The organism is Jeotgalibacillus sp. 10bf12, from assembly GCF_055597105.1.
This window is the reverse complement of the sequence record NZ_CP200276.1, coordinates 1,517,124-1,538,206: the sequence shown is the minus strand read 5'-3', so window position 1 is coordinate 1,538,206 and position 21,083 is coordinate 1,517,124. Positions and strand designations below refer to the sequence as shown.

The 21,083-nt window shown below is 46.0% G+C and carries 18 protein-coding genes, 2 tRNA genes and 3 rRNA genes; 6 read left to right on the top strand and 17 right to left on the bottom strand.

Annotated elements, in window-relative coordinates; genetic code table 11:
- Positions 1-158: 158 nt before the first annotated feature.
- Positions 159-914 carry an SDR family NAD(P)-dependent oxidoreductase gene (locus DH10bf12_RS08105; RefSeq protein WP_471737988.1) on the top strand — a complete coding sequence of 252 codons (756 nt, stop codon included), beginning with the start codon at positions 159-161 and terminating at the stop codon, positions 912-914.
- A gap of 123 nt (positions 915-1,037) precedes the next feature.
- On the opposite strand, the gene DH10bf12_RS08100 is transcribed toward DH10bf12_RS08105, so the two are convergent.
- The 4 genes from DH10bf12_RS08100 to groES form a co-directional block, all read right to left on the bottom strand.
- Entirely contained in the window at positions 1,038-1,793 is a 756-nt protein-coding gene (locus DH10bf12_RS08100) for a Panacea domain-containing protein (RefSeq protein WP_471737987.1), read from the bottom strand.
- 24 nt (positions 1,794-1,817) lie between these two features.
- Positions 1,818-2,486 carry a nucleotidyltransferase family protein gene (locus tag DH10bf12_RS08095; protein WP_471737986.1) on the bottom strand — a complete coding sequence of 223 codons (669 nt, stop codon included), beginning with the start codon at positions 2,484-2,486 and terminating at the stop codon, positions 1,818-1,820.
- 188 nt (positions 2,487-2,674) lie between these two features.
- Positions 2,675-4,297, bottom strand: coding sequence for a chaperonin GroEL (groL, locus tag DH10bf12_RS08090; RefSeq protein ID WP_471737985.1), 1,623 nt, complete (start codon positions 4,295-4,297; stop codon positions 2,675-2,677).
- Positions 4,298-4,358: 61 nt separating this feature from the next.
- Positions 4,359-4,643 carry a co-chaperone GroES gene (groES, locus tag DH10bf12_RS08085; RefSeq protein WP_039807392.1) on the bottom strand — a complete coding sequence of 95 codons (285 nt, stop codon included), beginning with the start codon at positions 4,641-4,643 and terminating at the stop codon, positions 4,359-4,361.
- 650 nt (positions 4,644-5,293) lie between these two features.
- On the opposite strand from groES, the gene DH10bf12_RS08080 reads away from it, so the two are divergent.
- Together DH10bf12_RS08080 and DH10bf12_RS08075 are read left to right on the top strand one after the other, a co-directional pair.
- Positions 5,294-6,043, top strand: a complete 750-nt coding sequence (locus DH10bf12_RS08080) for a lysostaphin resistance A-like protein (protein ID WP_471737984.1) — start codon at positions 5,294-5,296, stop codon at positions 6,041-6,043.
- On the top strand, positions 6,044-6,247 hold the full coding sequence (locus tag DH10bf12_RS08075) for a YdiK family protein (protein ID WP_471737983.1): 204 nt from the start codon (positions 6,044-6,046) through the stop codon (positions 6,245-6,247).
- Positions 6,248-6,455: 208 nt separating this feature from the next.
- On the opposite strand, the gene tatC is transcribed toward DH10bf12_RS08075, so the two are convergent.
- The 3 genes from tatC to DH10bf12_RS08060 all read right to left on the bottom strand — a co-directional run bounded on the left by tatC (position 6,456) and on the right by DH10bf12_RS08060 (position 8,212).
- A complete protein-coding gene (gene tatC / locus DH10bf12_RS08070; protein WP_471737982.1) occupies positions 6,456-7,274 on the bottom strand; it encodes a twin-arginine translocase subunit TatC in 819 nt (272 codons plus the stop codon).
- An 18-nt stretch (positions 7,275-7,292) separates the two neighbouring features.
- Positions 7,293-7,481 (bottom strand): twin-arginine translocase TatA/TatE family subunit, encoded by a 189-nt coding sequence (locus tag DH10bf12_RS08065; RefSeq protein WP_471737981.1) that lies wholly within the window; start codon positions 7,479-7,481, stop codon positions 7,293-7,295.
- Positions 7,482-7,549: 68 nt separating this feature from the next.
- Positions 7,550-8,212: a redox-sensing transcriptional repressor Rex gene (locus DH10bf12_RS08060; protein ID WP_471737980.1), complete on the bottom strand. Its 663-nt coding sequence runs from the start codon at positions 8,210-8,212 to the stop codon at positions 7,550-7,552.
- A gap of 243 nt (positions 8,213-8,455) precedes the next feature.
- Here DH10bf12_RS08060 and DH10bf12_RS08055 point away from each other — a divergent pair, with 243 nt between their 5' ends.
- Positions 8,456-10,393, top strand: coding sequence for an ABC-F family ATP-binding cassette domain-containing protein (locus tag DH10bf12_RS08055; RefSeq protein ID WP_471737979.1), 1,938 nt, complete (start codon positions 8,456-8,458; stop codon positions 10,391-10,393).
- Between the two features lie 578 nt (positions 10,394-10,971).
- Here the strand turns inward: DH10bf12_RS08055 and DH10bf12_RS08050 are convergent.
- Complete coding sequence (locus tag DH10bf12_RS08050) at positions 10,972-12,249, bottom strand: MFS transporter (RefSeq protein ID WP_471737978.1); 1,278 nt, start codon at positions 12,247-12,249, stop codon at positions 10,972-10,974.
- A 188-nt stretch (positions 12,250-12,437) separates the two neighbouring features.
- Here DH10bf12_RS08050 and DH10bf12_RS08045 point away from each other — a divergent pair, with 188 nt between their 5' ends.
- Both DH10bf12_RS08045 and DH10bf12_RS08040 read left to right on the top strand, forming a co-directional pair.
- Complete coding sequence (locus DH10bf12_RS08045) at positions 12,438-12,686, top strand: hypothetical protein (protein ID WP_471737977.1); 249 nt, start codon at positions 12,438-12,440, stop codon at positions 12,684-12,686.
- Between the two features lie 36 nt (positions 12,687-12,722).
- Entirely contained in the window at positions 12,723-13,001 is a 279-nt protein-coding gene (locus DH10bf12_RS08040; RefSeq protein ID WP_471737976.1) for a hypothetical protein, read from the top strand.
- Between the two features lie 46 nt (positions 13,002-13,047).
- Here the strand turns inward: DH10bf12_RS08040 and tsaD are convergent, their stop codons facing one another.
- The 9 genes from tsaD to DH10bf12_RS07995 all read right to left on the bottom strand — a co-directional run bounded on the left by tsaD (position 13,048) and on the right by DH10bf12_RS07995 (position 21,077).
- On the bottom strand, positions 13,048-14,058 hold the full coding sequence (tsaD, locus tag DH10bf12_RS08035; protein ID WP_471737975.1) for a tRNA (adenosine(37)-N6)-threonylcarbamoyltransferase complex transferase subunit TsaD: 1,011 nt from the start codon (positions 14,056-14,058) through the stop codon (positions 13,048-13,050).
- Entirely contained in the window at positions 14,048-14,503 is a 456-nt protein-coding gene (gene rimI / locus DH10bf12_RS08030; protein WP_471737974.1) for a ribosomal protein S18-alanine N-acetyltransferase, read from the bottom strand. Before rimI ends, tsaD begins: the two co-directional genes overlap by 11 nt.
- Positions 14,496-15,194 carry a tRNA (adenosine(37)-N6)-threonylcarbamoyltransferase complex dimerization subunit type 1 TsaB gene (gene tsaB, locus DH10bf12_RS08025; RefSeq protein WP_471737973.1) on the bottom strand — a complete coding sequence of 233 codons (699 nt, stop codon included), beginning with the start codon at positions 15,192-15,194 and terminating at the stop codon, positions 14,496-14,498. The genes rimI and tsaB overlap by 8 nt, the downstream gene beginning before the upstream one ends.
- Positions 15,191-15,646 (bottom strand): tRNA (adenosine(37)-N6)-threonylcarbamoyltransferase complex ATPase subunit type 1 TsaE, encoded by a 456-nt coding sequence (gene tsaE, locus DH10bf12_RS08020; protein ID WP_471737972.1) that lies wholly within the window; start codon positions 15,644-15,646, stop codon positions 15,191-15,193. The genes tsaB and tsaE overlap by 4 nt, the downstream gene beginning before the upstream one ends.
- Positions 15,647-16,002: 356 nt before the next feature.
- Positions 16,003-16,078: transfer RNA gene (locus DH10bf12_RS08015), tRNA-Asp, on the bottom strand.
- 6 nt (positions 16,079-16,084) lie between these two features.
- A tRNA-Met gene (locus tag DH10bf12_RS08010) sits at positions 16,085-16,158 on the bottom strand.
- A gap of 10 nt (positions 16,159-16,168) precedes the next feature.
- Positions 16,169-16,284 (bottom strand): 5S ribosomal RNA (gene rrf, locus DH10bf12_RS08005).
- Positions 16,285-16,355: 71 nt separating this feature from the next.
- Positions 16,356-19,279 (bottom strand): 23S ribosomal RNA (locus DH10bf12_RS08000).
- A gap of 251 nt (positions 19,280-19,530) precedes the next feature.
- Positions 19,531-21,077, bottom strand: a 16S ribosomal RNA gene (locus tag DH10bf12_RS07995).
- Together the 16S, 23S and 5S rRNA genes with 2 tRNA genes alongside form the textbook arrangement of a ribosomal RNA operon.
- Positions 21,078-21,083 lie beyond the last annotated feature (6 nt).

Here is a 21,083-nt window from a genome sequence, read left to right as displayed (position 1 = left end):
AAGTTTGCCTCCCTTTAGAGAATGCTCATTTATTAAGCTATTCAGGAAGTGTGATAAAGGTGTGCAGCACAAACTTCATCACACATTATTTGCTTTCTGGTTAAAGTTAACAGTACGATAAGAGAAGGTTCATAATACATTTCAATGGAGGAATTCAGATGAAGTATACAGTGATCACAGGCGCAAGCTCAGGAATTGGCTATGAAGCTGCACTCGCTTTCGCATCTCGCGATAAAAACCTGATTCTCGTAGCAAGACGCGAAGCCGAACTTAACAACCTGAAAGAGAAAATCCAAAGTATGAACGCTGATCTGGACGTCATCATCAGACCAACAGACCTTTCTGAAAGCGAACAGGTTCATGCGTTATATGAGAGTCTTAGAGAATACGACATTGAAACCTTCGTGAACAATGCCGGCTTCGGAAACAGCTCGGCAGTTGCTGAACAGGATGTAACAAAAACTGAAAAGATGCTGCGCGTAAACGTTGAAGCACTCACTACCCTTTCCACACTATACGCGCATGATTATGCTGACCGGGAAGGTGCACAGCTCATCAACGTATCATCTGACTTAGGCTACAGAATCGTACCAAACGCAGTTACATACGCTGCAACCAAATTTTACGTGAGCGCATTTACAGAAGGACTTGCCCAAGAGCTTCAGGATAACGGAGCTACCCTGAAAGTTAAAATACTGGCGCCTTCTATGACAGAAACCGAATTCGTTAAAACTGCACGCGAGATTGATGAGTTCAGCTATAGCGACAACGTCCAGAAATTCCATACTGCTAAAGAGATGGCTGGGTTTATGCTGGAGTTGTATGATAGTGACAAGGTTTTGGGGAAGGTGAATAGTGATAGTTATGAGTTTGAGTTAATGGGGCCGGTTTTTGGGTATACTTCGCGGAAGTAAGATGATGATTGATAAAGTCTATAACATTGAGACAAAACGTATAAAACATCACTTAATTTGATATTAAGAAACCTTTCATAAATATACTCAAATTAAAAGCCTTCCGCAGATTTAAGCGGAAGGCTACTTTGCCATTACATAATTTTTTACAACGTCTTCACTAATCACTCTGTTTAAATAAGCGCCACCATTAGTAACTATATCCCAAGGTGCACCAGTGCGATGCGTTAAGTCTACCAGCTGCCATGCATCATACTTTCCATAGTTATCAAGTGTTTCTTCAAGCACTGAAAGATAACGGTGAAAGCTGGAGGTTTGTTTAAAACGTGAGTACACAGATAACTTAAATTCGTCATCCTTATTGATTAGCACATGATCATCTTCAACTTTTTCACCAATACTATTGCTGCCATATTTTTTATATTGCTGATAAACCTCTTCAATTACAGGTCCGTGTTGCCACGCCATCAATTTTTCCTTAAAGGGAACGTCATCATACTTTTTAATATATATCTCATAGAAAAAATACAACAGTTTTTGCAGCTTTAAATGTGTACAGTCAATTTTAGAGGTAATCAGATTTGCAATGTCCAGTGAGTTTATTTCATCTTCATCAGCTAGAAAGCGAACAAAAGTATCAAACTGATTTGTCGGAAAAACATCGTCAAAAAACTTATCATAAGCTGTAACTGATTCCCACGTCATAGAATCGGTTTTAATATGATGAAAACCGAAAGATCTTTCAGGATAACCACCCTTAAGCTTATCAGTTACAGTCATAAAATCTTTTAGCCCATGGACATTTTGATAAACCTGATGAAAAGCAATTCTCTTACCTTCATGATAATCACTATGAAGCAGAATAAAATGCTCGTACATAGCAAACCCTCCTCTCAAAATTAATTAACCATCCCTATATTTAGAAGGCCAATGAGTATATTCCTTTTTATAAACTTTATGTGAATCCAGATTAGATCGTTCATGATCAGCATCCCAAATTTGCAGCTCAATTGGAAAACAATTATTTGAAAGACCCATAAAATAGACATGAAGCGCTTTATAATCTTTTATTTGACGTTCACTATACCTAATTCTCTTCTGACCTTTAATATCAATAGATTTTAAATGGTCATTGAGAGTAGTAAAGTTCGAATTAAAGTTTTTATCAATCACTCTAAAGCCAAGTAAATCATTCAAATACTTATTAACAGGAAAACTCCCATTTGCATCTAATCTTTTGCGATGCAGCTTAGATACAATTGAATCATCATTTTTCACTCTTCCGATAACAGGAATGTCATATTCAGATGATAACGCCACTGCAATGTCTATATATAATTCGTATAGTCCATTTTGGTAGCTTTCCATATATTCCAGGAAACTTTTATCAATAAAATCATCCATGTTTCTTGGATCATCTGATGTAATATGTCTGACTTGAACTTTCTTAAGATTAAATGTCTGATCTTTTTTTAATTCAAGCCATCTAGAGTTGTATTGATCGTGCTTTTCAAAGATAATATCAAATATTCTTTTATAATCATCAAGAGTATATGGATATGAAAGAGACACGATATCATTACACCTCAGCTTTAACAGAGTTATGTCTAAGTATACATATCAAGAATTAATCAAGCAAATTAGACAAATGGTTTCATTCATATTATACGAACAAACGTTCTTTCAGTAAAGTGTTTTGAATTATAAATAAGAAAACTCCTCTCACCAAGTAAGAGGAGTTTTCTTATTGAACGGATGACTTACATCATGCCGCCCATTCCGCCCATATCAGGCATTCCGCCGCCGCTTTCCGGTTCTGGAATGTCTGCTACAACAGCTTCTGTTGTCAGGAACATTGCTGCTACTGATGCAGCGTTTTGAAGTGCTGAGCGTGTAACCTTAGTTGGATCCACGATACCAGCTTCAATCATGTTAACCCATTCACCGTTTGCTGCGTTGAAGCCTACGCCGACTTCTTCTTTCTTCAGGCGGTCAACGATGATTGAGCCTTCAAGGCCTGCGTTGTGTGCGATCTGGCGGATTGGCTCTTCAAGTGCGCGAAGCACGATGTTGATACCAGTTGCCACGTCGTCTTCTGCTTCGATTGAAGCGACTTTGTTGTATACGTTCACTAGCGCTGTACCACCACCAGATACGATACCTTCTTCAACAGCTGCGCGCGTTGAGTTGAGGGCATCTTCAATGCGGAGTTTACGCTCTTTCAGTTCAGTTTCAGTTGCAGCACCAACTTTGATGACTGCTACGCCGCCTGCAAGCTTTGCAAGACGTTCCTGAAGTTTTTCTTTATCGAATTCAGAAGTTGATTCTTCGATTTGAGAACGGATTTGTGCAACACGAGCGCCGATTTGCTGAGCATCTCCTGCACCTTCAACAACTGTTGTGTTTTCTTTCGTAACAACAACTTTCGCTGCGCGTCCAAGCTGTGAAATGTTTGCAGACTTCAGATCAAGTCCAAGGTCTTCAGTGATCACTTCACCGCCAGTCAGGATTGACAGGTCTTCAAGCATTGCTTTACGACGGTCGCCGAATCCTGGTGCTTTAACAGCTACTGCGTTAAACGTTCCGCGAAGCTTATTCACAACAAGTGTTGCAAGTGCTTCACCTTCAACGTCTTCAGCAACGATTAGAAGCGGCTTGTTCTGCTGGACAACCTGCTCAAGCACAGGAAGTACTTCCTGAATGCTGCCGATCTTCTTGTCAGTGATCAGGATATATGGATTTTCAAGCACTGCTTCCATTTTGTCAGAGTCAGTGACCATGTATGGAGATGCATATCCACGGTCAAACTGCATACCTTCTACAACGTCAAGCTCTGTCGTGAAGCCTTTTGATTCTTCGATTGTGATAACGCCGTCGTTACCAACGCGCTCCATAGCTTCAGCGATCAGCTGGCCAACTTCATCGTCAGCGGCTGAGATTGCTGCAACCTGTGCAATTGACTCTTTGCCTTCGATTGGCTTAGAGATTGCTTTTAATTCTTCAAGTGCAGCTACAACTGCTTTTTCGATCCCTTTACGTACGCCAACTGGATTAGCGCCAGCCGTTACGTTTTTCAGACCTTCACGGATCATTGCCTGTGCAAGAACCGTTGCAGTTGTTGTACCGTCACCAGCGATTTCGTTTGTCTTGCTCGCTACTTCAGCTACAAGCTTTGCACCCATGTTTTCAAATGCATCTTCAAGCTCGATTTCTTTTGCAATCGTTACACCGTCATTTGTAATTAGCGGTGAACCGAATTTCTTTTCAAGAACAACGTTACGTCCTTTTGGTCCAAGTGTTACCTTTACTGCATCAGCAAGCTGATCAACACCGCGAAGCATTGAGCGGCGAGCTTCTTCACTAAATTTAATTTCTTTAGCCATTTGTAAGGTTCCTCCCAGAATGTAATATGGTTTTAAATCGTTATGTTTTTAAATGATTGAATTAGTTTACGACAGCCAGAATATCACTTTCGCGAAGGATCAGGTATTCTGTGCCCTGGTATTTCACTTCTGTACCAGCGTACTTAGAGAAAAGGATACGGTCATCAACAGATACTTCAAGCTCAACACGCTCACCGTTTTCAAGCACACGTCCTGTACCTACGGCAACGATCTTACCTTCCTGCGGCTTTTCTTTCGCACTATCCGGAAGTACAATCCCGCTTGACGTTTTATCCTCAGACTCTACCAGCTCAATTACTACGCGATCACCTAATGGTTTTAACAAGTGAAACAACCTCCTTGAATTATGTTCATTCGTTTATTAGCACTCTATATATATGAGTGCTAACACAAGTATTAGTTTAATTAATTTGAGTTGTTTTTGCAAGTGTGATGGGTTTAAATTTTTTAAAAATTTGTTTACAGGTACCGCTGTCTCTTTCCGTGGAGCACTACGCTTTCCGCGGCCGCGCGCTGAGCCCCCTCAAGCTTCGCTCTCCTGGGTCTCAGCTGTCGCTTCTATGCCGCAGGAGTCTTCGTCCTCCACTACAAGAGCCAGCTAAGTTGGGTGAATCAAGTATGTAATTTCTCCTTTATTGAAAAGTCTAACCCCCTTTTAATATGTGGACTTGTCCAATTTTATGAATGTACAGTGTGATGGATACTCTCCAGCTGACCTTCGGAGTGCAGGACGAAGACTCCCGCCCCGGAAAAGGGACAGGTGAGACTCAGCATGCGAAGTATGAAGAGGCTCACCGCCCGGGGGCAGGAAAGCGAAGTCCTGCACGGAGAAGGGCAGCGGTTTTCAAAAGCACATCCTCACACCCTATTCACAAAATGTCTACTTAATACGTCTGACATCGTAGCTATCAATTGAAGGCAGTGTAGTTCAATAGTAGAATAAACAGAACGAATCTATTTCAAAGGAGTATGACTGTGAACCGCACCTTTCTCATTATATTAATTACTTATGTGGCTATGCAGCTTTCCACATTTATCGCTGTCCCGCTCGCATTATTTATCAGCGGAATGGTCTCAGACAGTGAACCTGCCGTGCTGCTTTATCAAATATCAGGCTACTGGATCTTTATCAGCTTTACGATTGCGCTGATTGTTATCCTGTTTGTCATGAACAAAAATAAAGGCGTCATGGATCTGCCGGGTAAAAAGGTTGGTCCAGGGATGGCAGCTTTATGGTCATTTATCGGGATCTTCCTGGCATTCTTCAGTCAGGCGATTGCAGTCGGCATTGAGTCGCTGATCGGCATTGATCCGGGTTCACAGAATACAGCTGATATCATCAGCCTTCTGTCTTACGTCCCGCTCGCAGCTGTTGCAGTTGCGATTATCGGACCGATTTTAGAGGAAATTGTGTTCCGTGGCGTGATTTTCGGCTGGTTCTATCGTAAATACAATTTCTTCATCTCAGGACTGATCAGTGCGCTGATCTTTGCGGTGATCCACTTCGACTTCACCCATATCCTGATTTATGCGGCAATGGGTTATGCATTTGCGTTCCTTTATGCATATACTAAACGAATCATCGTACCAATCATCGCGCATATGGCGATCAACACATTTGTCGTGATGACGCAGTTCTTCTTTGCTGATGAAATTCAGCGGATCATTGAAATGAATGAAGCAGTATTCGTACTGTGGCGCTTTGCACTGGGAGGGATTTTCTAAATGAAATCTCCATTAGGACACGGAGTCTTCTATCTGATACTTGGGGTATTCTTCGTCTACTTCGCTGTAAACAGCGTAAACGAAAACGGCTGGGGCTTCTTTGCCTACCTGTTTGTTGCATTCGCAACGTATGATATCGGGGCGGGACTCAGGCTGATCGGACTCCACTTTAAGATTAAGAAGCATATGAATGAGAAGAAGTAGCGGCTATTTGGCCGCTGCTTTTTTGTTTGTGGAAGGAGGTTTATGGGATGGGTATTTGGTCATGAAGTGGCGAACATGTCATGAGATACGTCGAACACCACGTATTTTGCGTCGAACCCTTGGTTGTAAGTATCGAACATCAGCATATGAGTGGCGAACAAGCCAGGTTTAACGCCGAACCACCGCCACAAAAAGAAAACAGCCGGGATCACTCCCCGCTGTTTTCTTTCATTGCTTCTTTTTTCGCAAGCTCGCGGTCGATCCGCTCCCTGCGCTCCTGTTCTTCTAGCTCACGCTGTTCGGCTTCTGCTTTTTGAGCTTTCTTATAGCCGATTTTCGCAATCCACAAGCTGATTTCGTAAAGTAAAATCAGCGGTACGGTTACGATCATGTGTGAGAAGATGTCCGGCGGCGTCACAAAGGCTGCGACGACGAGCAGTCCGAAGTATGCGTACTTACGGATGCTTGCCAGAAACATTGGTGTAACGATCCCCAGTCTTGTGACAAATAACATGATCACCGGCAGCTGGAATAAAAAGCCGAACGGGATTGTCATTTGGAATAAGAACTGGAAGAATTCATTGATCCCGATGACCTGTTCAATTTCAAGATTGTTCGACAGGTTCATCATGAAACGGACAACGAATGGGAATAAGATAAAATACGCAAACGCAAGGCCTGTCAGGAAAAGTATGACGGATGCAGGAATGTAACTAAGCGTTACCTTCCGTTCTCTGTCCTGCAGACCCGGACTGATAAACGCCCAAAGCTGATACAGTATAATTGGTGCCGTCATGATCAACGCAGTGAACATGATAATCTGGAAATAGATCTTTACAGGATCCGTTACCCGGAATGCATTCAATGTCATCGATGCTGCTTCGTCTGAAGACTGAAGGTATTTCATCAGCGGTTCGGCTAGGAAAAACCCTCCCACCATCGCAATGACAAAGAAAACGACTACAATGATGAGTCGTTTTCTTATTTCACCTATATGTTCATGGACGGTCATATCTTGCTGGTTCATATGGCCACCATCCCGTAATTATTGCTGTTTTTCGTCTTTCTTTGACTCTTTTACATCATCGTCGTCATCTGCAAGTCCTTTTGTTGCATCCTTGAATTCACGAAGGGTGCTGCCTGCTGCTTTCCCTAGCTCCGGCAGTTTTTTAGGACCAAAAATTAATAATGCAACGACTGCGATCACGGCAAGGCTGATTCCGCCTGGTAACATGATGCATGCACCTCCTCTTTCTTCTTATATCATAAATTAAATCAAGCTTTTTGGCTATTCTATATTTCTTATAATTGTGACGTTTCTACGTCATCTGTCCCGTAATTTTTCAGGAAATAAATCAATGACTGAAGCTCGACGGCAAGATCAATATGATGGATTCTCATATGCTCAGGCACAGAGAGTCTCGCAGGTGTGAAATTCAGAATTCCCTTTACCTTCAGATCAATCAACCGGTCTGTGATTCCCTGTGCAGGACCAGCAGGCACAGTCAGGATCGCCACTTCAATGTTGCTCGCATTCACCTTTTCTTCAAGGTCATCCATCGCATACACAGGTACTTCTCCAATTGAAGTTCCAGCTTTTTTAGGATCGGCGTCAAACGCCATTTCAATCTTTGTATTATTGTTTTTCAGGAAATTATAATGTAAAAACGCTGTACCAAGATTTCCGACCCCAATCAGCACGACCTTTGTCGTTTCGTCCTGATCAAGTGTTTTACGGAAAAAGGACAGCAGGTACTCAACATTATAACCATAACCTTTTTTGCCAAGTGCACCAAAATAAGAAAAATCACGTCTGATTGTTGCTGAATCAACCTTTACAGCATCGCTCAGCTCTTTCGAAGAAACACGCTGCTTTCCTGATGAATGCAGGTTCTTCAGAAAACGGTAGTAAAGCGGCAGTCGCTTCGCCGTTGCCTGAGGAATCTTCATTTGTTCCTGACTCATTCCTGTACTCCCCCTAAATCCAACAGTGCGCCTGGCACCGCATGTAAAGTGAAGCTGTGAACGCTTCCAAATCTATATCTTTAAAAAACAAATTCCTTTTAAATACAATCCAAGTCCCTATTGTATCATACACCATTAAGGTATCCGCTTGCAAAGTATGCAAGTTTTTTCACAATGACAGTTCGTTGCTTATCATAACGCTGGTACGATACACTTAGATAGGAAGAAAAATGAGGTGAGCGAATGATTTTACTACAGGTCAATAATCTCTCCAAGTCGTTTGGCGCAGAAGAGATTATTGCTAATATAAAGCTTGAAGTCCAGACGAAAGACCGGATCGCACTTGTCGGCCGAAACGGCGCCGGGAAGTCTACCCTTTTAAAAATTATCGCAGGTCAGCTTTCGCATGATAACGGCGATATTAATAAACCAAAAGGCGTGTCGATCGGGTACCTTGAACAGCACAGCGGACTTGAATCCGAGCTGTCGATCTGGGAAGAAATGATGACTGTATTTGATTACTTAAAAGACATGGAAAAACGCCTGCGTGAAGCCGAGCAGCAGATGGCGGACCCTGACGTATACGAAAACGCAGAACGCTATAACCGCGTGATGACTGAATATGATGAGCTTCAGGTTCAGTTCAAGGACGCCGGCGGGTATCAATATGAAGCAGATATCAGAACCGTACTTCACGGTCTGCGCTTTCAGTCGTTTGATTACGACACGCCAATCTCGACGTTGAGCGGTGGTCAGAAGACCCGTCTTGCTTTGGGTAAACTCCTTTTAACCAAGCCTGACGTGATGATCCTCGATGAGCCGACTAACCACCTGGACATCGATACACTCAGCTGGCTGGAGTCTTATCTGCAGGGTTACCCGGGCGCGATTTTAATCGTCTCACACGACCGCTACTTTTTAGATAAAATCGTTAATCAGGTTGTGGAAATCTCACGAAAGCGTTCGAAGAAATTCCACGGCAACTACAGCCGCTATCTTGATCAGAAGGCGCTTGATTATGAGCGTGAGATGAAGGAATTTGAAAAGCAGCAGGAAGAGATCGCAAAGATGGAAGACTTTGTCGCGCGGAACCTCGCACGGGCTTCGACGACGAAAATGGCACAGAGCCGCCGTAAAAAGCTTCAGAAGATGGACAAAATGGACCGTCCGAAAGGTGATGAAAAATCAGCAAGCTTCGGCTTTTCGATTGACCGCCAGAGTGGGAATGACGTCTTGAAGCTGCAGGATCTTTCTGTAGGCTATGATAATGCCGTTTCAAGTAATATCAATGCGGCTATCACGCGTGAGGATAGTATCGCTTTGATCGGGCCAAACGGTGTCGGGAAGTCCACCCTTTTAAAAACGATCGTAAAAAGAATTCCTGCGCTTGCTGGTCAGATTCAATATGGATCGAACGTCAGCATTGGCTACTACGACCAGCAGCAGGCAGAACTGCATTCAAATAAAACGGTGCTGAATGAGCTGTGGGATGACTATCCGATGAAAAATGAAAAGGATATCCGTACGGTACTTGGCAACTTCCTCTTTTCAGGGGATGACGTGCTGAAGCCTGTTGCAACTTTGAGCGGTGGTGAGAAAGCACGCCTTGCACTTGCGAAGCTAATGATGCAGAAATCGAACCTGCTGATTTTAGATGAGCCGACCAACCACCTTGATCTCGACAGCAAAGAGATTTTGGAGAATGCGCTGATCGATTACCCGGGGACGATCCTCTTTGTATCGCACGACCGCTATTTTATCAACAGGCTTGCGACAAAGGTGCTTGAGCTGTCACCTGATGGCAGCACTGAGTATCTCGGCGACTATGATTACTATATGGAGAAACTGAGTGAAATAGCTGAGCTTGCGGCTATTGAAGAACGTGAGCGACTTGAGAAAGCACCTGCCGCTGAAAAGCCGACTGACAAATCAGCCTTTGCGCTTGATAAGGAAAAGCAGAAGGCTGAACGTAAAAAGCGCAGACGTCTTGAGGAAATTGAGCTGCTGATTACAGAGCTCGAGGGTACGATTGAAGAGCATGAAAATCTGCTGTGTGACCCTGAGATTTTCCAGGATCATGAGCGGGTGATGGAATCCAACCAGGCCATTGATCAGGCAAAAGCTGAGATGGATCAGCTGCTTGAAGAGTGGGCTGAGCTGGAAGAGGAATTGAGTGAGTGAGGTTTGTGCAGGAATCCTTTTTGGGTTCCTGTTTTTTTGTGTGTTGGGGTGTGGTTCAGGAGATTATAGCGGTTGTTCCGGAGATTCGGCGTGAGGTTCAGAAGATTACTGCGGGAGTTCAGGAAATTACATGTGGCTTTCAGGACATTTGGCAGGCGGTCTCAGAAATTATGTCATTATACCTACTGACTTTTAAAAAAATCCGCTGTAAAAACCTAGAACACTTTTCACAAACTCAAACCCCTCCCCCACCCAAATTCTCACCGATTCCCACGTATCCTCTCCCATCCTTCCAAATCCGAAATATCAGGCAATTGTGAATAACTTTTCGCTTATATTTGTGTGAAAATTGCAAATCAAATATGTATATAATGTGAACGGAGTGTGACAGAACAATTACAATACACAGAGTTATGCACACTACACACAGCGGATTCATGCTTTTTAACATAGTTATACACATTGTCCACAGGTTTGTACACATTTATTAACATTATCCACAATAAAAGACACACCGAGTTATATACAGCTTATTTCTAACTTATCAACAGCTTATCCACAGAAAAAACCCAGCTTTTTCACAGCTGAGTTTCGCTTCTCATCGATTTTGTTCCTCTTGCCCAGAAAATCATTGGAATTAAAATGAGAGACAATAGTCCACCTCCGAGTGACAGCATTGCAAAGCTCGTCGCCCCGACAACCATACCGGAAAGTGCACCGCCTGCTGCTCCTGATAAAGCAATAAAGACATCCACTGATCCTTGCGTCTTTGCACGCACTGAAAGATGTGTGGCATCTATGATCGTTGCTGTTCCACTGATCAGACCGAAGTTCCACCCGAGCCCAAGCAGCATCAGTGCGACAATCATTCCTGCTAATGATTCTCCGGGTGCAAGTGCGCCTACTACGCCTGCTGCAAGTAAAGTTATTCCTGATGCTGACGCCATAAATGTCCGCCCTAGCTTATCGACAAGTACACCTGTAATTAATGAAGGCAGATACATAGCTGCGATATGAAGGCCGATTACTAATCCGACCGCACTCAGCGCGTGACCGTGATGTCCCATATGAACCGGCGTCATTGTCATGACAGCGACCATGACGATCTGCGTGAGCACCATCACCACCGCCCCAGTAATCACGCCTCTTCTTTTCAGACCGGAAACATCAAACGTTTCAATAGGTGCTGTTTCTACTTTTGTAGCTTCAGACAGTCCACGTGCGATTAACAGAGGATCAGGCTTGAGCATAGCAAACAGCACCAGTCCGGCTGCAATATAAGCTGCTGCGGCAAGAATAAAAGGTCCTCCGAGCGCCGGGACGCCAATTGATTCAGCAAATCTTCCCATGACACCGACCAGGTTCGGCCCGGCTACTGCACCAAAAGTGGTGGCGACCATCGCGATACTGACAGCTGTTGCACGCTGTTTATCATTTGCCAGATCCGTTCCGGCATAGCGTGCCTGAAGATTAGATGCCGTTCCTGCTCCGTAGATCAACAGTGAAACCAAAAGTAGCGGAACACTATCCCAAACTGCTGCCCCGACAACGCCAAGCGCACCAATACCTCCTGTCACAAAACCGGCACCTAATCCAATCCGTCTTCCCGCTTTTTGAGACAACCTTCCTACTAAAAGTGCCGCTCCTGCTGAACCGAGTGTAAACAACGCCACCGGCAGCCCTGCATAGCTGTCTGTCCCGAGCATATCCTGAGCGAGCAAAGCGCCTACTGTAATCCCTGCAGCAAGCCCCGCTCCACCAAATATCTGTGACAGTACAACAACCCACAGCGTTCTTTTATAAAGCTGCGTACGCTTTTCTTCACTATCTATGTATACTTGAATGTCTCGTTCCATGGCTTACATCTCCGTTTCATTTCTCTTTATCTGTATTGTACGCCCCGGGGTTTATTTAATCAAAGGGAGTATAATTGCTGTTAATAAAAGTTTACCTCTTTCAATAAACTTAATTATTTAAGAGGAAATTCACTTCCAATTGTAGAAGTTCTATTATGATACCTTATAAGATGCTTTTAGAAAGGAGAATGACCATTAAAAAGTTTTGGTTATCCGTCATAATCGGTACGATGATTGGCGTACTCATTTCTCTTTTTGTATTTGATAACAACTCACTGTTTTTTCAATATAGAGCTGACTATCCGGGTGCTACAATGTTTATCAATGAAGTGGATTTCAATGTGTTATTTAATTATCTGACAGTCATTCTTGCATCAATTTTGGTTATTTTTATAGGCTGGACATTGATTGAGAAAGTGATCACGAAGAATGGATAGACGATCAATGTCATTCTGATAAAAGGAGGTTGTATTATGTCTCATTTCTCGTTTTTAATTGGACTATTTTTAAGTATCCTAAGCTTCTTCATATATCTGATGCCAGGTATAGATTTATTTTGGGAGGTGTTCATTTTTATAGGGAGAGCGTTTCCGATCATCGCACTTGCAGGAATCCTTTTCGCCATTCTTCATATCATAGGCAGAGCAAAAAATAATCGTGCACATATTAAGTTTTTATTGCCTTCACTGATTGGAATTGCACTGTGTGCGATTAATATTGGTACTTATTATTTCATTTGGAATTTTAATTAGCTTCAATCAAAAAAGACGCCTGCTTTTTCAGCAGACGTCCTCACCTTTACAACATTAACCCCGGATTCGCATTCAAATCCAAAGCCGATCTTTTCCCCTGCTCATACATCACAGTCCCGGCAGCTGCAATCATTGCTGCATTATCCGTACATAATGAAAGCGGTGGAATCACCAGCTCAAGATCCTCTCTCTCACCAAACATCTCAGTCAGACGTGCACGTAAGCCCTTATTGGCAGCAACACCACCAGCAAGTAACAACTGCTTCACGCCATACTCATCAACTGCACGCTTCGTTTTCTCAGTCAGCACGTCTACTACGCTCTCCTGAAAGCTTGCAGCAAGATCTTTCACATCGATCTCTTCGCCGCGCTGTTCTGCATTATGAAGCGTATTAATCACCGCAGACTTCAATCCGCTGAAGCTGAAATCATATGAGCCTTCCTCAAGCCAAGCTCTCGGCAGTTTCACAGAAGGCGTCCCCTCATGCGCTAACTTATCAATATGCGGTCCACCCGGATAAGGCAGTCCAAGTGTTCTCGCCACTTTATCATACGCCTCACCCGCAGCATCATCACGCGTCTCACCGATCACCTCAAAAGAACCGTGTTCCTTCATTAATACAAGTTCAGTATGACCACCTGACACCACGAGTGATAATAGCGGAAACTGCATTTCTTCTATTAAACGGTTTGCATAGATGTGGCCCGCAATATGGTGCACACCAATTAGAGGCTTCTGATGCGCAAACGCAATCGCTTTTGCTGCATTTACCCCGATGATGAGTGCACCTACAAGGCCAGGTCCCTCAGTTACTGCAATCGCATCAATCTCATCCATCGTGACCTCAGCCTGCTCAAGTGCTTCCTCCACGACAATTGTCATCTGCTCAACGTGGTGACGTGAAGCAATCTCAGGTACCACGCCGCCAAAACGCTTATGACTTTCAATCTGTGAAGCAACGACATTTGATACAATGTCCGTTCCATTTCTTACAACAGATGCAGCAGTCTCATCACAGCTCGTCTCAATCCCTAAAATCAACGTTTCACTGCTCATTTAACTTCACCCACATGACTAATGCATCCTCTCCATTATCTGAATAATAATTCTTCCTGATTCCGCCTCTTGAAAAATGAAGCTTTTCATACAGCGACTGTGCGATATGATTACTCACTCTGACCTCAAGCGTCATCATCGTGACCCCTTCATCGCGGAGCATATCCATCACTTTCACCATCAGTTTTTCGCCAAGCTTTCTGCCCCTCAGCTCTGGTACAACTGCCACATTCGTAATATGCGCCTCATCCATCACAAGCCACAGCCCGCAATAGCCCGCAATCGTACCATCCACTTCAAGCAGCAGATATTTCGCAAACTGATTAATCGTCATCTCATTTTCAAATGCTTCACGGCTCCAGGGGGATTTGAATGAAGCCTCCTCAACCGCAAGCACAGCATCTATATCCCCGTAGGTCATCCAGCGAAAGCGGATCTCATCCATTCTTCTTTTCCTGCTCTTTCAGCCAGTTTGCCTCCGCTTCTGCAAGACGGATATAATTCGGTACAAAACCATGGGCATCCTCATCATGCAGCACTTCAGCATGCTTCGCCATGACAGCCGCACGCGGATAGCCCTCATCATCTGATACACGATAAGCACGCTCACCAAGCACAGACTGAATCTCTTCCCAGAACACATCTACATCAGCTCCAGAGAACAACACCTTCTCTTCACGCTCAGCTAAATGTACAAGCCACTCACTCATCGCCAGATTACGATCCTCAGAAAGCGTCTGCCAGCCATCACGATACTCATAAAGCCCTGTATACACATTTCCTCTTCTCGCATTCATCAGCGGTACAACGACCCCATCAAAATACTTCCCGGGCCATGCAAGACTAAGCAGGCTTGATACTCCAACAATCGGAATCTTTAAAGACCAGGCAAGCGTCTTTGCAAGCGTAACACCAATTCTTACACCAGTATAAGATCCAGGACCTTTAGCTACCACAATCCGGTCAAGTGAAGCAGGTGCCACATCAAGTGACGCAAGCAATTCCTCCACCGCACTCATTGCCTGCAGCGAATGATTTCTCTTTATATTAATCAGCTTCTCACCCATCACCGCGCCGTCTTTCATGACAGCAAGCGACAGCGGCTGATTTGACGTATCAATTGCAAGTACAATCATCCTAAAATCTCCTCACATAATGATTCATAACGCTCGCCCCTCGGCACAAGCTCAAACCTTCTCGATGCCTCATCCACGTAATAGATAAACATCTCAAGCCTCTCCTCAGGCAGCTGGTCCGCAATCAAGTGTGCCCACTCAACCACACAAACGCCATCACCATTAAAATACTCATCAAATCCAAGGTCCTCAAACTCATCCTCTACACGATACACATCCATATGGTAAAGCGGCAGTCTCCCCTGGTATTCCTTCATAATTGTAAACGTCGGGCTATTCACTGTCCGCTTAATTTCAAGACCTTTTGCGAGCCCTTTTGTAAATGTGGTCTTACCCGCACCCAGGTCACCCTCAAGCGTCAGCACATCTCCCGCATTTAAAAGAGCACCAAGCTTTTCAGCAAAAGCAGACGTCTCCTCAGCAGAAGAAGATCTCCATTCATATGTTTTCAATCCATTCACCCCGTTGTGCTATAAAATCAATAACATTGTGTAGGTTGTAAGCAGATATAAAATCCAATTTCAGCTGTTGATTGTAGTGGAGGACGAAGACTCCTGCGGCGGAAAGGGACAGGTGAGACCATACGGCAAAGCCGGAGGGGCTCACCGCCCGGCCGCGGAAAGCGCAGTCCTCCACGGAAATCAACAGCGGTTATTGCACAATCTTTTTAAAACCTATACTTTATCAATAAAAAAGACTCACCCACTTGGAGTCAGTCTGTCAGTTTCATCTATCATCAATAGTTTACACGAAAAAGGTTCTTCTTTAAACAAAAAAATAACCATGACCAGTGTCATGGAAACTTAAATGGCGGTCCCGACCGGGATCGAACCGGCGATCTCCTGCGTGACAGGCAGGCATGTTAACCGCTACACCACGGGACCAGGTAATTGCGGGGGCAGGATTTGAACCTGCGACCTTCGGGTTATGAGCCCGACGAGCTACCGAACTGCTCCACCCCGCGACGATATAAAGCCTAGCGACGTCCTACTCTCACAGGGGGAAACCCCCAACTACCATCGGCGCTGAAGAGCTTAACTTCCGTGTTCGGCATGGGAACGGGTGTGACCTCTTCGCTGTCATCACTAGACTGATAAAGGCTCGCGCCTTCAAAACTGGATACGTTCATCAAAGTAAGGGATTCTCCGAGAATCAACCTATTTGGTTAAGTCCTCGATCGATTAGTATTCGTCAGCTGCACATGTCACCATGCTTCCACCTCGAACCTATCTACCTGATCATCTTTCAGGGATCTTACCACTTGCGTGTGGGAAATCTCATCTTGAGGGGGGCTTCATGCTTAGATGCTTTCAGCACTTATCCCGTCCGCACATAGCTACCCAGCGATGCCATTGGCATGACAACTGGTACACCAGCGGTGCGTCCATCCCGGTCCTCTCGTACTAAGGACAGCTCCTCTCAAATTTCCTGCGCCCACGACGGATAGGGACCGAACTGTCTCACGACGTTCTGAACCCAGCTCGCGTACCGCTTTAATGGGCGAACAGCCCAACCCTTGGGACCGACTACAGCCCCAGGATGCGATGAGCCGACATCGAGGTGCCAAACCTCCCGTCGATGTGGACTCTTGGGGGAGATAAGCCTGTTATCCCCGGGGTAGCTTTTATCCGTTGAGCGATGGCCCTTCCATGCGGAACCACCGGATCACTAAGCCCGTCTTTCGACCCTGCTCGACTTGTAGGTCTCGCAGTCAAGCTCCCTTATGCCTTTACACTCTTCGAATGATTTCCAACCATTCTGAGGGAACCTTTGGGCGCCTCCGTTACTCTTTAGGAGGCGACCGCCCCAGTCAAACTGCCTGCCTGACACTGTCTCCCGGCCCGATAAGGGCCGCGGGTTAGAAGTTCAACACAGCGGGGGTAGTATCCCACCAATGCCTCCACCGAAGCTGGCGCTCCGGTTTCTAAGGCTCCTACCTATCCTGTACAAGCTGTGCCAAAATTCAATATCAGGCTGCAGTAAAGCTCCACGGGGTCTTTCCGTCCTGTCGCGGGTAACCTGCATCTTCACAGGTACTATAATTTCACCGAGTCTCTCGTTGAGACAGTGCCCAGATCGTTGCACCTTTCGTGCGGGTCGGAACTTACCCGACAAGGAATTTCGCTACCTTAGGACCGTTATAGTTACGGCCGCCGTTTACTGGGGCTTCAATTCGCACCTTCGCTTGCGCTAAGCACTCCTCTTAACCTTCCAGCACCGGGCAGGTGTCAGCCCCTATACTTCACCTTACGGTTTCGCAGAGACCTGTGTTTTTGCTAAACAGTCGCCTGGGCCTATTCACTGCGGCTCTCTCGGGCTTGCACCCTAATAGAGCACCCCTTCTCCCGAAGTTACGGGGTCATTTTGCCGAGTTCCTTAACGAGAGTTCACTCGCTCACCTTAGGATTCTCTCCTCGCCTACCTGTGTCGGTTTGCGGTACGGGCACCTTGCATCTCGCTAGAGGCTTTTCTTGGCAGTGTGGAATCAAAGACTTCGGTACTAATTTCCCTCGTCATCACAGCTCAGCTTACGCGGAAACGGGATTTACCTCATTTCCTGCCTAACTGCTTAAACACGCGCAACCAACGGCGTGCTCTCCTATCCTCCTGCGTCCCCCCATTACTCAAACGATGTGTTGGTGGTACAGGAATATCAACCTGTTGTCCATCGCCTACGCCTATCGGCCTCGGCTTAGGTCCCGACTAACCCTGAGCGGACGAGCCTTCCTCAGGAAACCTTAGGCATTCGGTGGAAGAGATTCTCACTCTTCTTTCGCTACTCATACCGGCATTCTCACTTCTAAGTACTCCACCAGTCCTTCCGGTCTGACTTCACAGCGCTTAGAACGCTCTCCTACCACGAATCTCATAGAGATTCATCCACAGCTTCGGTGAATCGTTTAGCCCCGGTACATTTTCGGCGCAGGGTCACTCGACCAGTGAGCTATTACGCACTCTTTAAATGATGGCTGCTTCTAAGCCAACATCCTGGTTGTCTAAGCAACCCCACATCCTTTTCCACTTAACGATTACTTGGGGACCTTAGCTGGTGGTCTGGGCTGTTTCCCTTTCGACTAGGATCTTATCACTCGCAGTCTGACTCCCATGGATAAGTCTTTGGCATTCGGAGTTTGTCTGAATTCGGTAACCCGTTGGGGCCCCTAGTCCAAACAGTGCTCTACCTCCAAGACTCTTACTACATGAGGCTAGCCCTAAAGCTATTTCGGAGAGAACCAGCTATCTCCAGGTTCGATTGGAATTTCTCCGCTACCCACACCTCATCCCCGCACTTTTCAACGTGCGTGGGTTCGGGCCTCCAATGAGTGTTACCTCATCTTCACCCTGGACATGGGTAGATCACCTGGTTTCGGGTCTACAACCTGATACTATGTCGCCCTATTCAGACTCGCTTTCGCTGCGGCTCCGCTTTCGCTTAACCTTGCATCAAATCGTAACTCGCCGGTTCATTCTACAAAAGGCACGCCATCACCCGTTAACGGGCTCTGACTACTTGTAGGCACACGGTTTCAGGATCTATTTCACTCCCCTTCCGGGGTGCTTTTCACCTTTCCCTCACGGTACTGGTTCACTATCGGTCACTAGGGAGTATTTAGCCTTGGGAGATGGTCCTCCCGGATTCCGACGGAATTTCACGTGTTCCGCCGTACTCAGGATCCACTCTGGAGAGAAACAGCTTTCGACTACAGGATTGTTACCTTCTGTGATGGGCCTTTCCAGACCGCTTCGTCTAACTGCTTCCTTTGTAACTCCGTATAGAGTGTCCTACAACCCCGAAAGGCAAGCCTTTCGGTTTGGGCTGATCCCGTTTCGCTCGCCGCTACTCAGGGAATCGCATTTGCTTTCTCTTCCTCCAGGTACTTAGATGTTTCAGTTCCCTGGGTCTGCCTTCAACCGCCTATGTATTCAGCGGAAGATCATATCCCATTACGGATAAGGGGTTCCCCCATTCGGAAATCTCCGGATCACAGCTTACTTACAGCTCCCCGAAGCATATCGGTGTTCGTACCGTCCTTCATCGGCTCCTAGTGCCAAGGCATCCACCGTGCGCCCTTATTAACTTAACCTAGTTAAAAAGGTACTTCTTAATTAGTTTTCATATAGAAAACCCTAAGATGGCGATTCTCGGTTATCTTTCTTACTTTGATGTCGTTATCCAGTTTTCAAGGAACGAGCTGCTTTCTTCTCATAACGCTCTTACAATAGAAGAGACGAGAAAAAAGTCAGTGTTTTGAAGGTTTGACCCTTCAAAACTAAACAACCAAACAGTCAACAATCGTTTATGATCTGACCCAAAGAGCCAGTCATATTTCCTTAGAAAGGAGGTGATCCAGCCGCACCTTCCGATACGGCTACCTTGTTACGACTTCACCCCAATCATCTGTCCCACCTTAGGCGGCTGGCTCCAAAAGGTTACCTCACCGACTTCGGGTGTTACAAACTCTCGTGGTGTGACGGGCGGTGTGTACAAGGCCCGGGAACGTATTCACCGCGGCATGCTGATCCGCGATTACTAGCGATTCCAGCTTCATGTAGGCGAGTTGCAGCCTACAATCCGAACTGAAACGATTTTATGGGATTGGCTAAACCTCGCGGTCTCGCAGCCCTTTGTATCGTCCATTGTAGCACGTGTGTAGCCCAGGTCATAAGGGGCATGATGATTTGACGTCATCCCCACCTTCCTCCGGTTTGTCACCGGCAGTCACCTTAGAGTGCCCAACTGAATGCTGGCAACTAAGATCAAGGGTTGCGCTCGTTGCGGGACTTAACCCAACATCTCACGACACGAGCTGACGACAACCATGCACCACCTGTCACCGTTGTCCCCGAAGGGAAAACACTGTCTCCAGTGTGGTCACCGGGATGTCAAGACCTGGTAAGGTTCTTCGCGTTGCTTCGAATTAAACCACATGCTCCACCGCTTGTGCGGGCCCCGTCAATTCCTTTGAGTTTCAGCCTTGCGGCCGTACTCCCCAGGCGGAGTGCTTAATGCGTTAGCTGCAGCACTGAGGGGCGGAAACCCCCAACACTTAGCACTCATCGTTTACGGCGTGGACTACAGGGTATCTAATCCTGTTTGCTCCCCACGCTTTCGCGCCTCAGTGTCAGTTACAGGCCAGAAAGTCGCCTTCGCCACTGGTGTTCCTCCACATATCTACGCATTTCACCGCTACACGTGGAATTCCACTTTCCTCTCCTGCACTCAAGTTCCCCAGTTTCCAATGACCCTCCCCGGTTGAGCCGGGGCTTTCACATCAGACTTTTGGAACCACCTGCGCGCGCTTTACGCCCAATAATTCCGGACAACGCTTGCCACCTACGTATTACCGCGGCTGCTGGCACGTAGTTAGCCGTGGCTTTCTGGTCAGGTACCGTCAAGGTACCATCAGTTACTATGGTACTTGTTCTTCCCTGACAACAGAGCTTTACGATCCGAAAACCTTCTTCACTCACGCGGCGTTGCTCCGTCAGACTTTCGTCCATTGCGGAAGATTCCCTACTGCTGCCTCCCGTAGGAGTCTGGGCCGTGTCTCAGTCCCAGTGTGGCCGATCACCCTCTCAGGTCGGCTACGCATCGTTGCCTTGGTGAGCCGTTACCTCACCAACTAGCTAATGCGCCGCAGGCCCATCCTTAAGTGACAGCCGAAGCCGCCTTTCATAAAAGAACCAGGAGGTTCTTTCAATTATCCGGTATTAGCCCCGGTTTCCCGGAGTTATCCCAGTCTTAAGGGCAGGTTGCCCACGTGTTACTCACCCGTCCGCCGCTAACATCTGAGGAGCAAGCTCCTCATCTGTCCGCTCGACTTGCATGTATTAGGCACGCCGCCAGCGTTCGTCCTGAGCCAGGATCAAACTCTCCGTAAAGTGTTT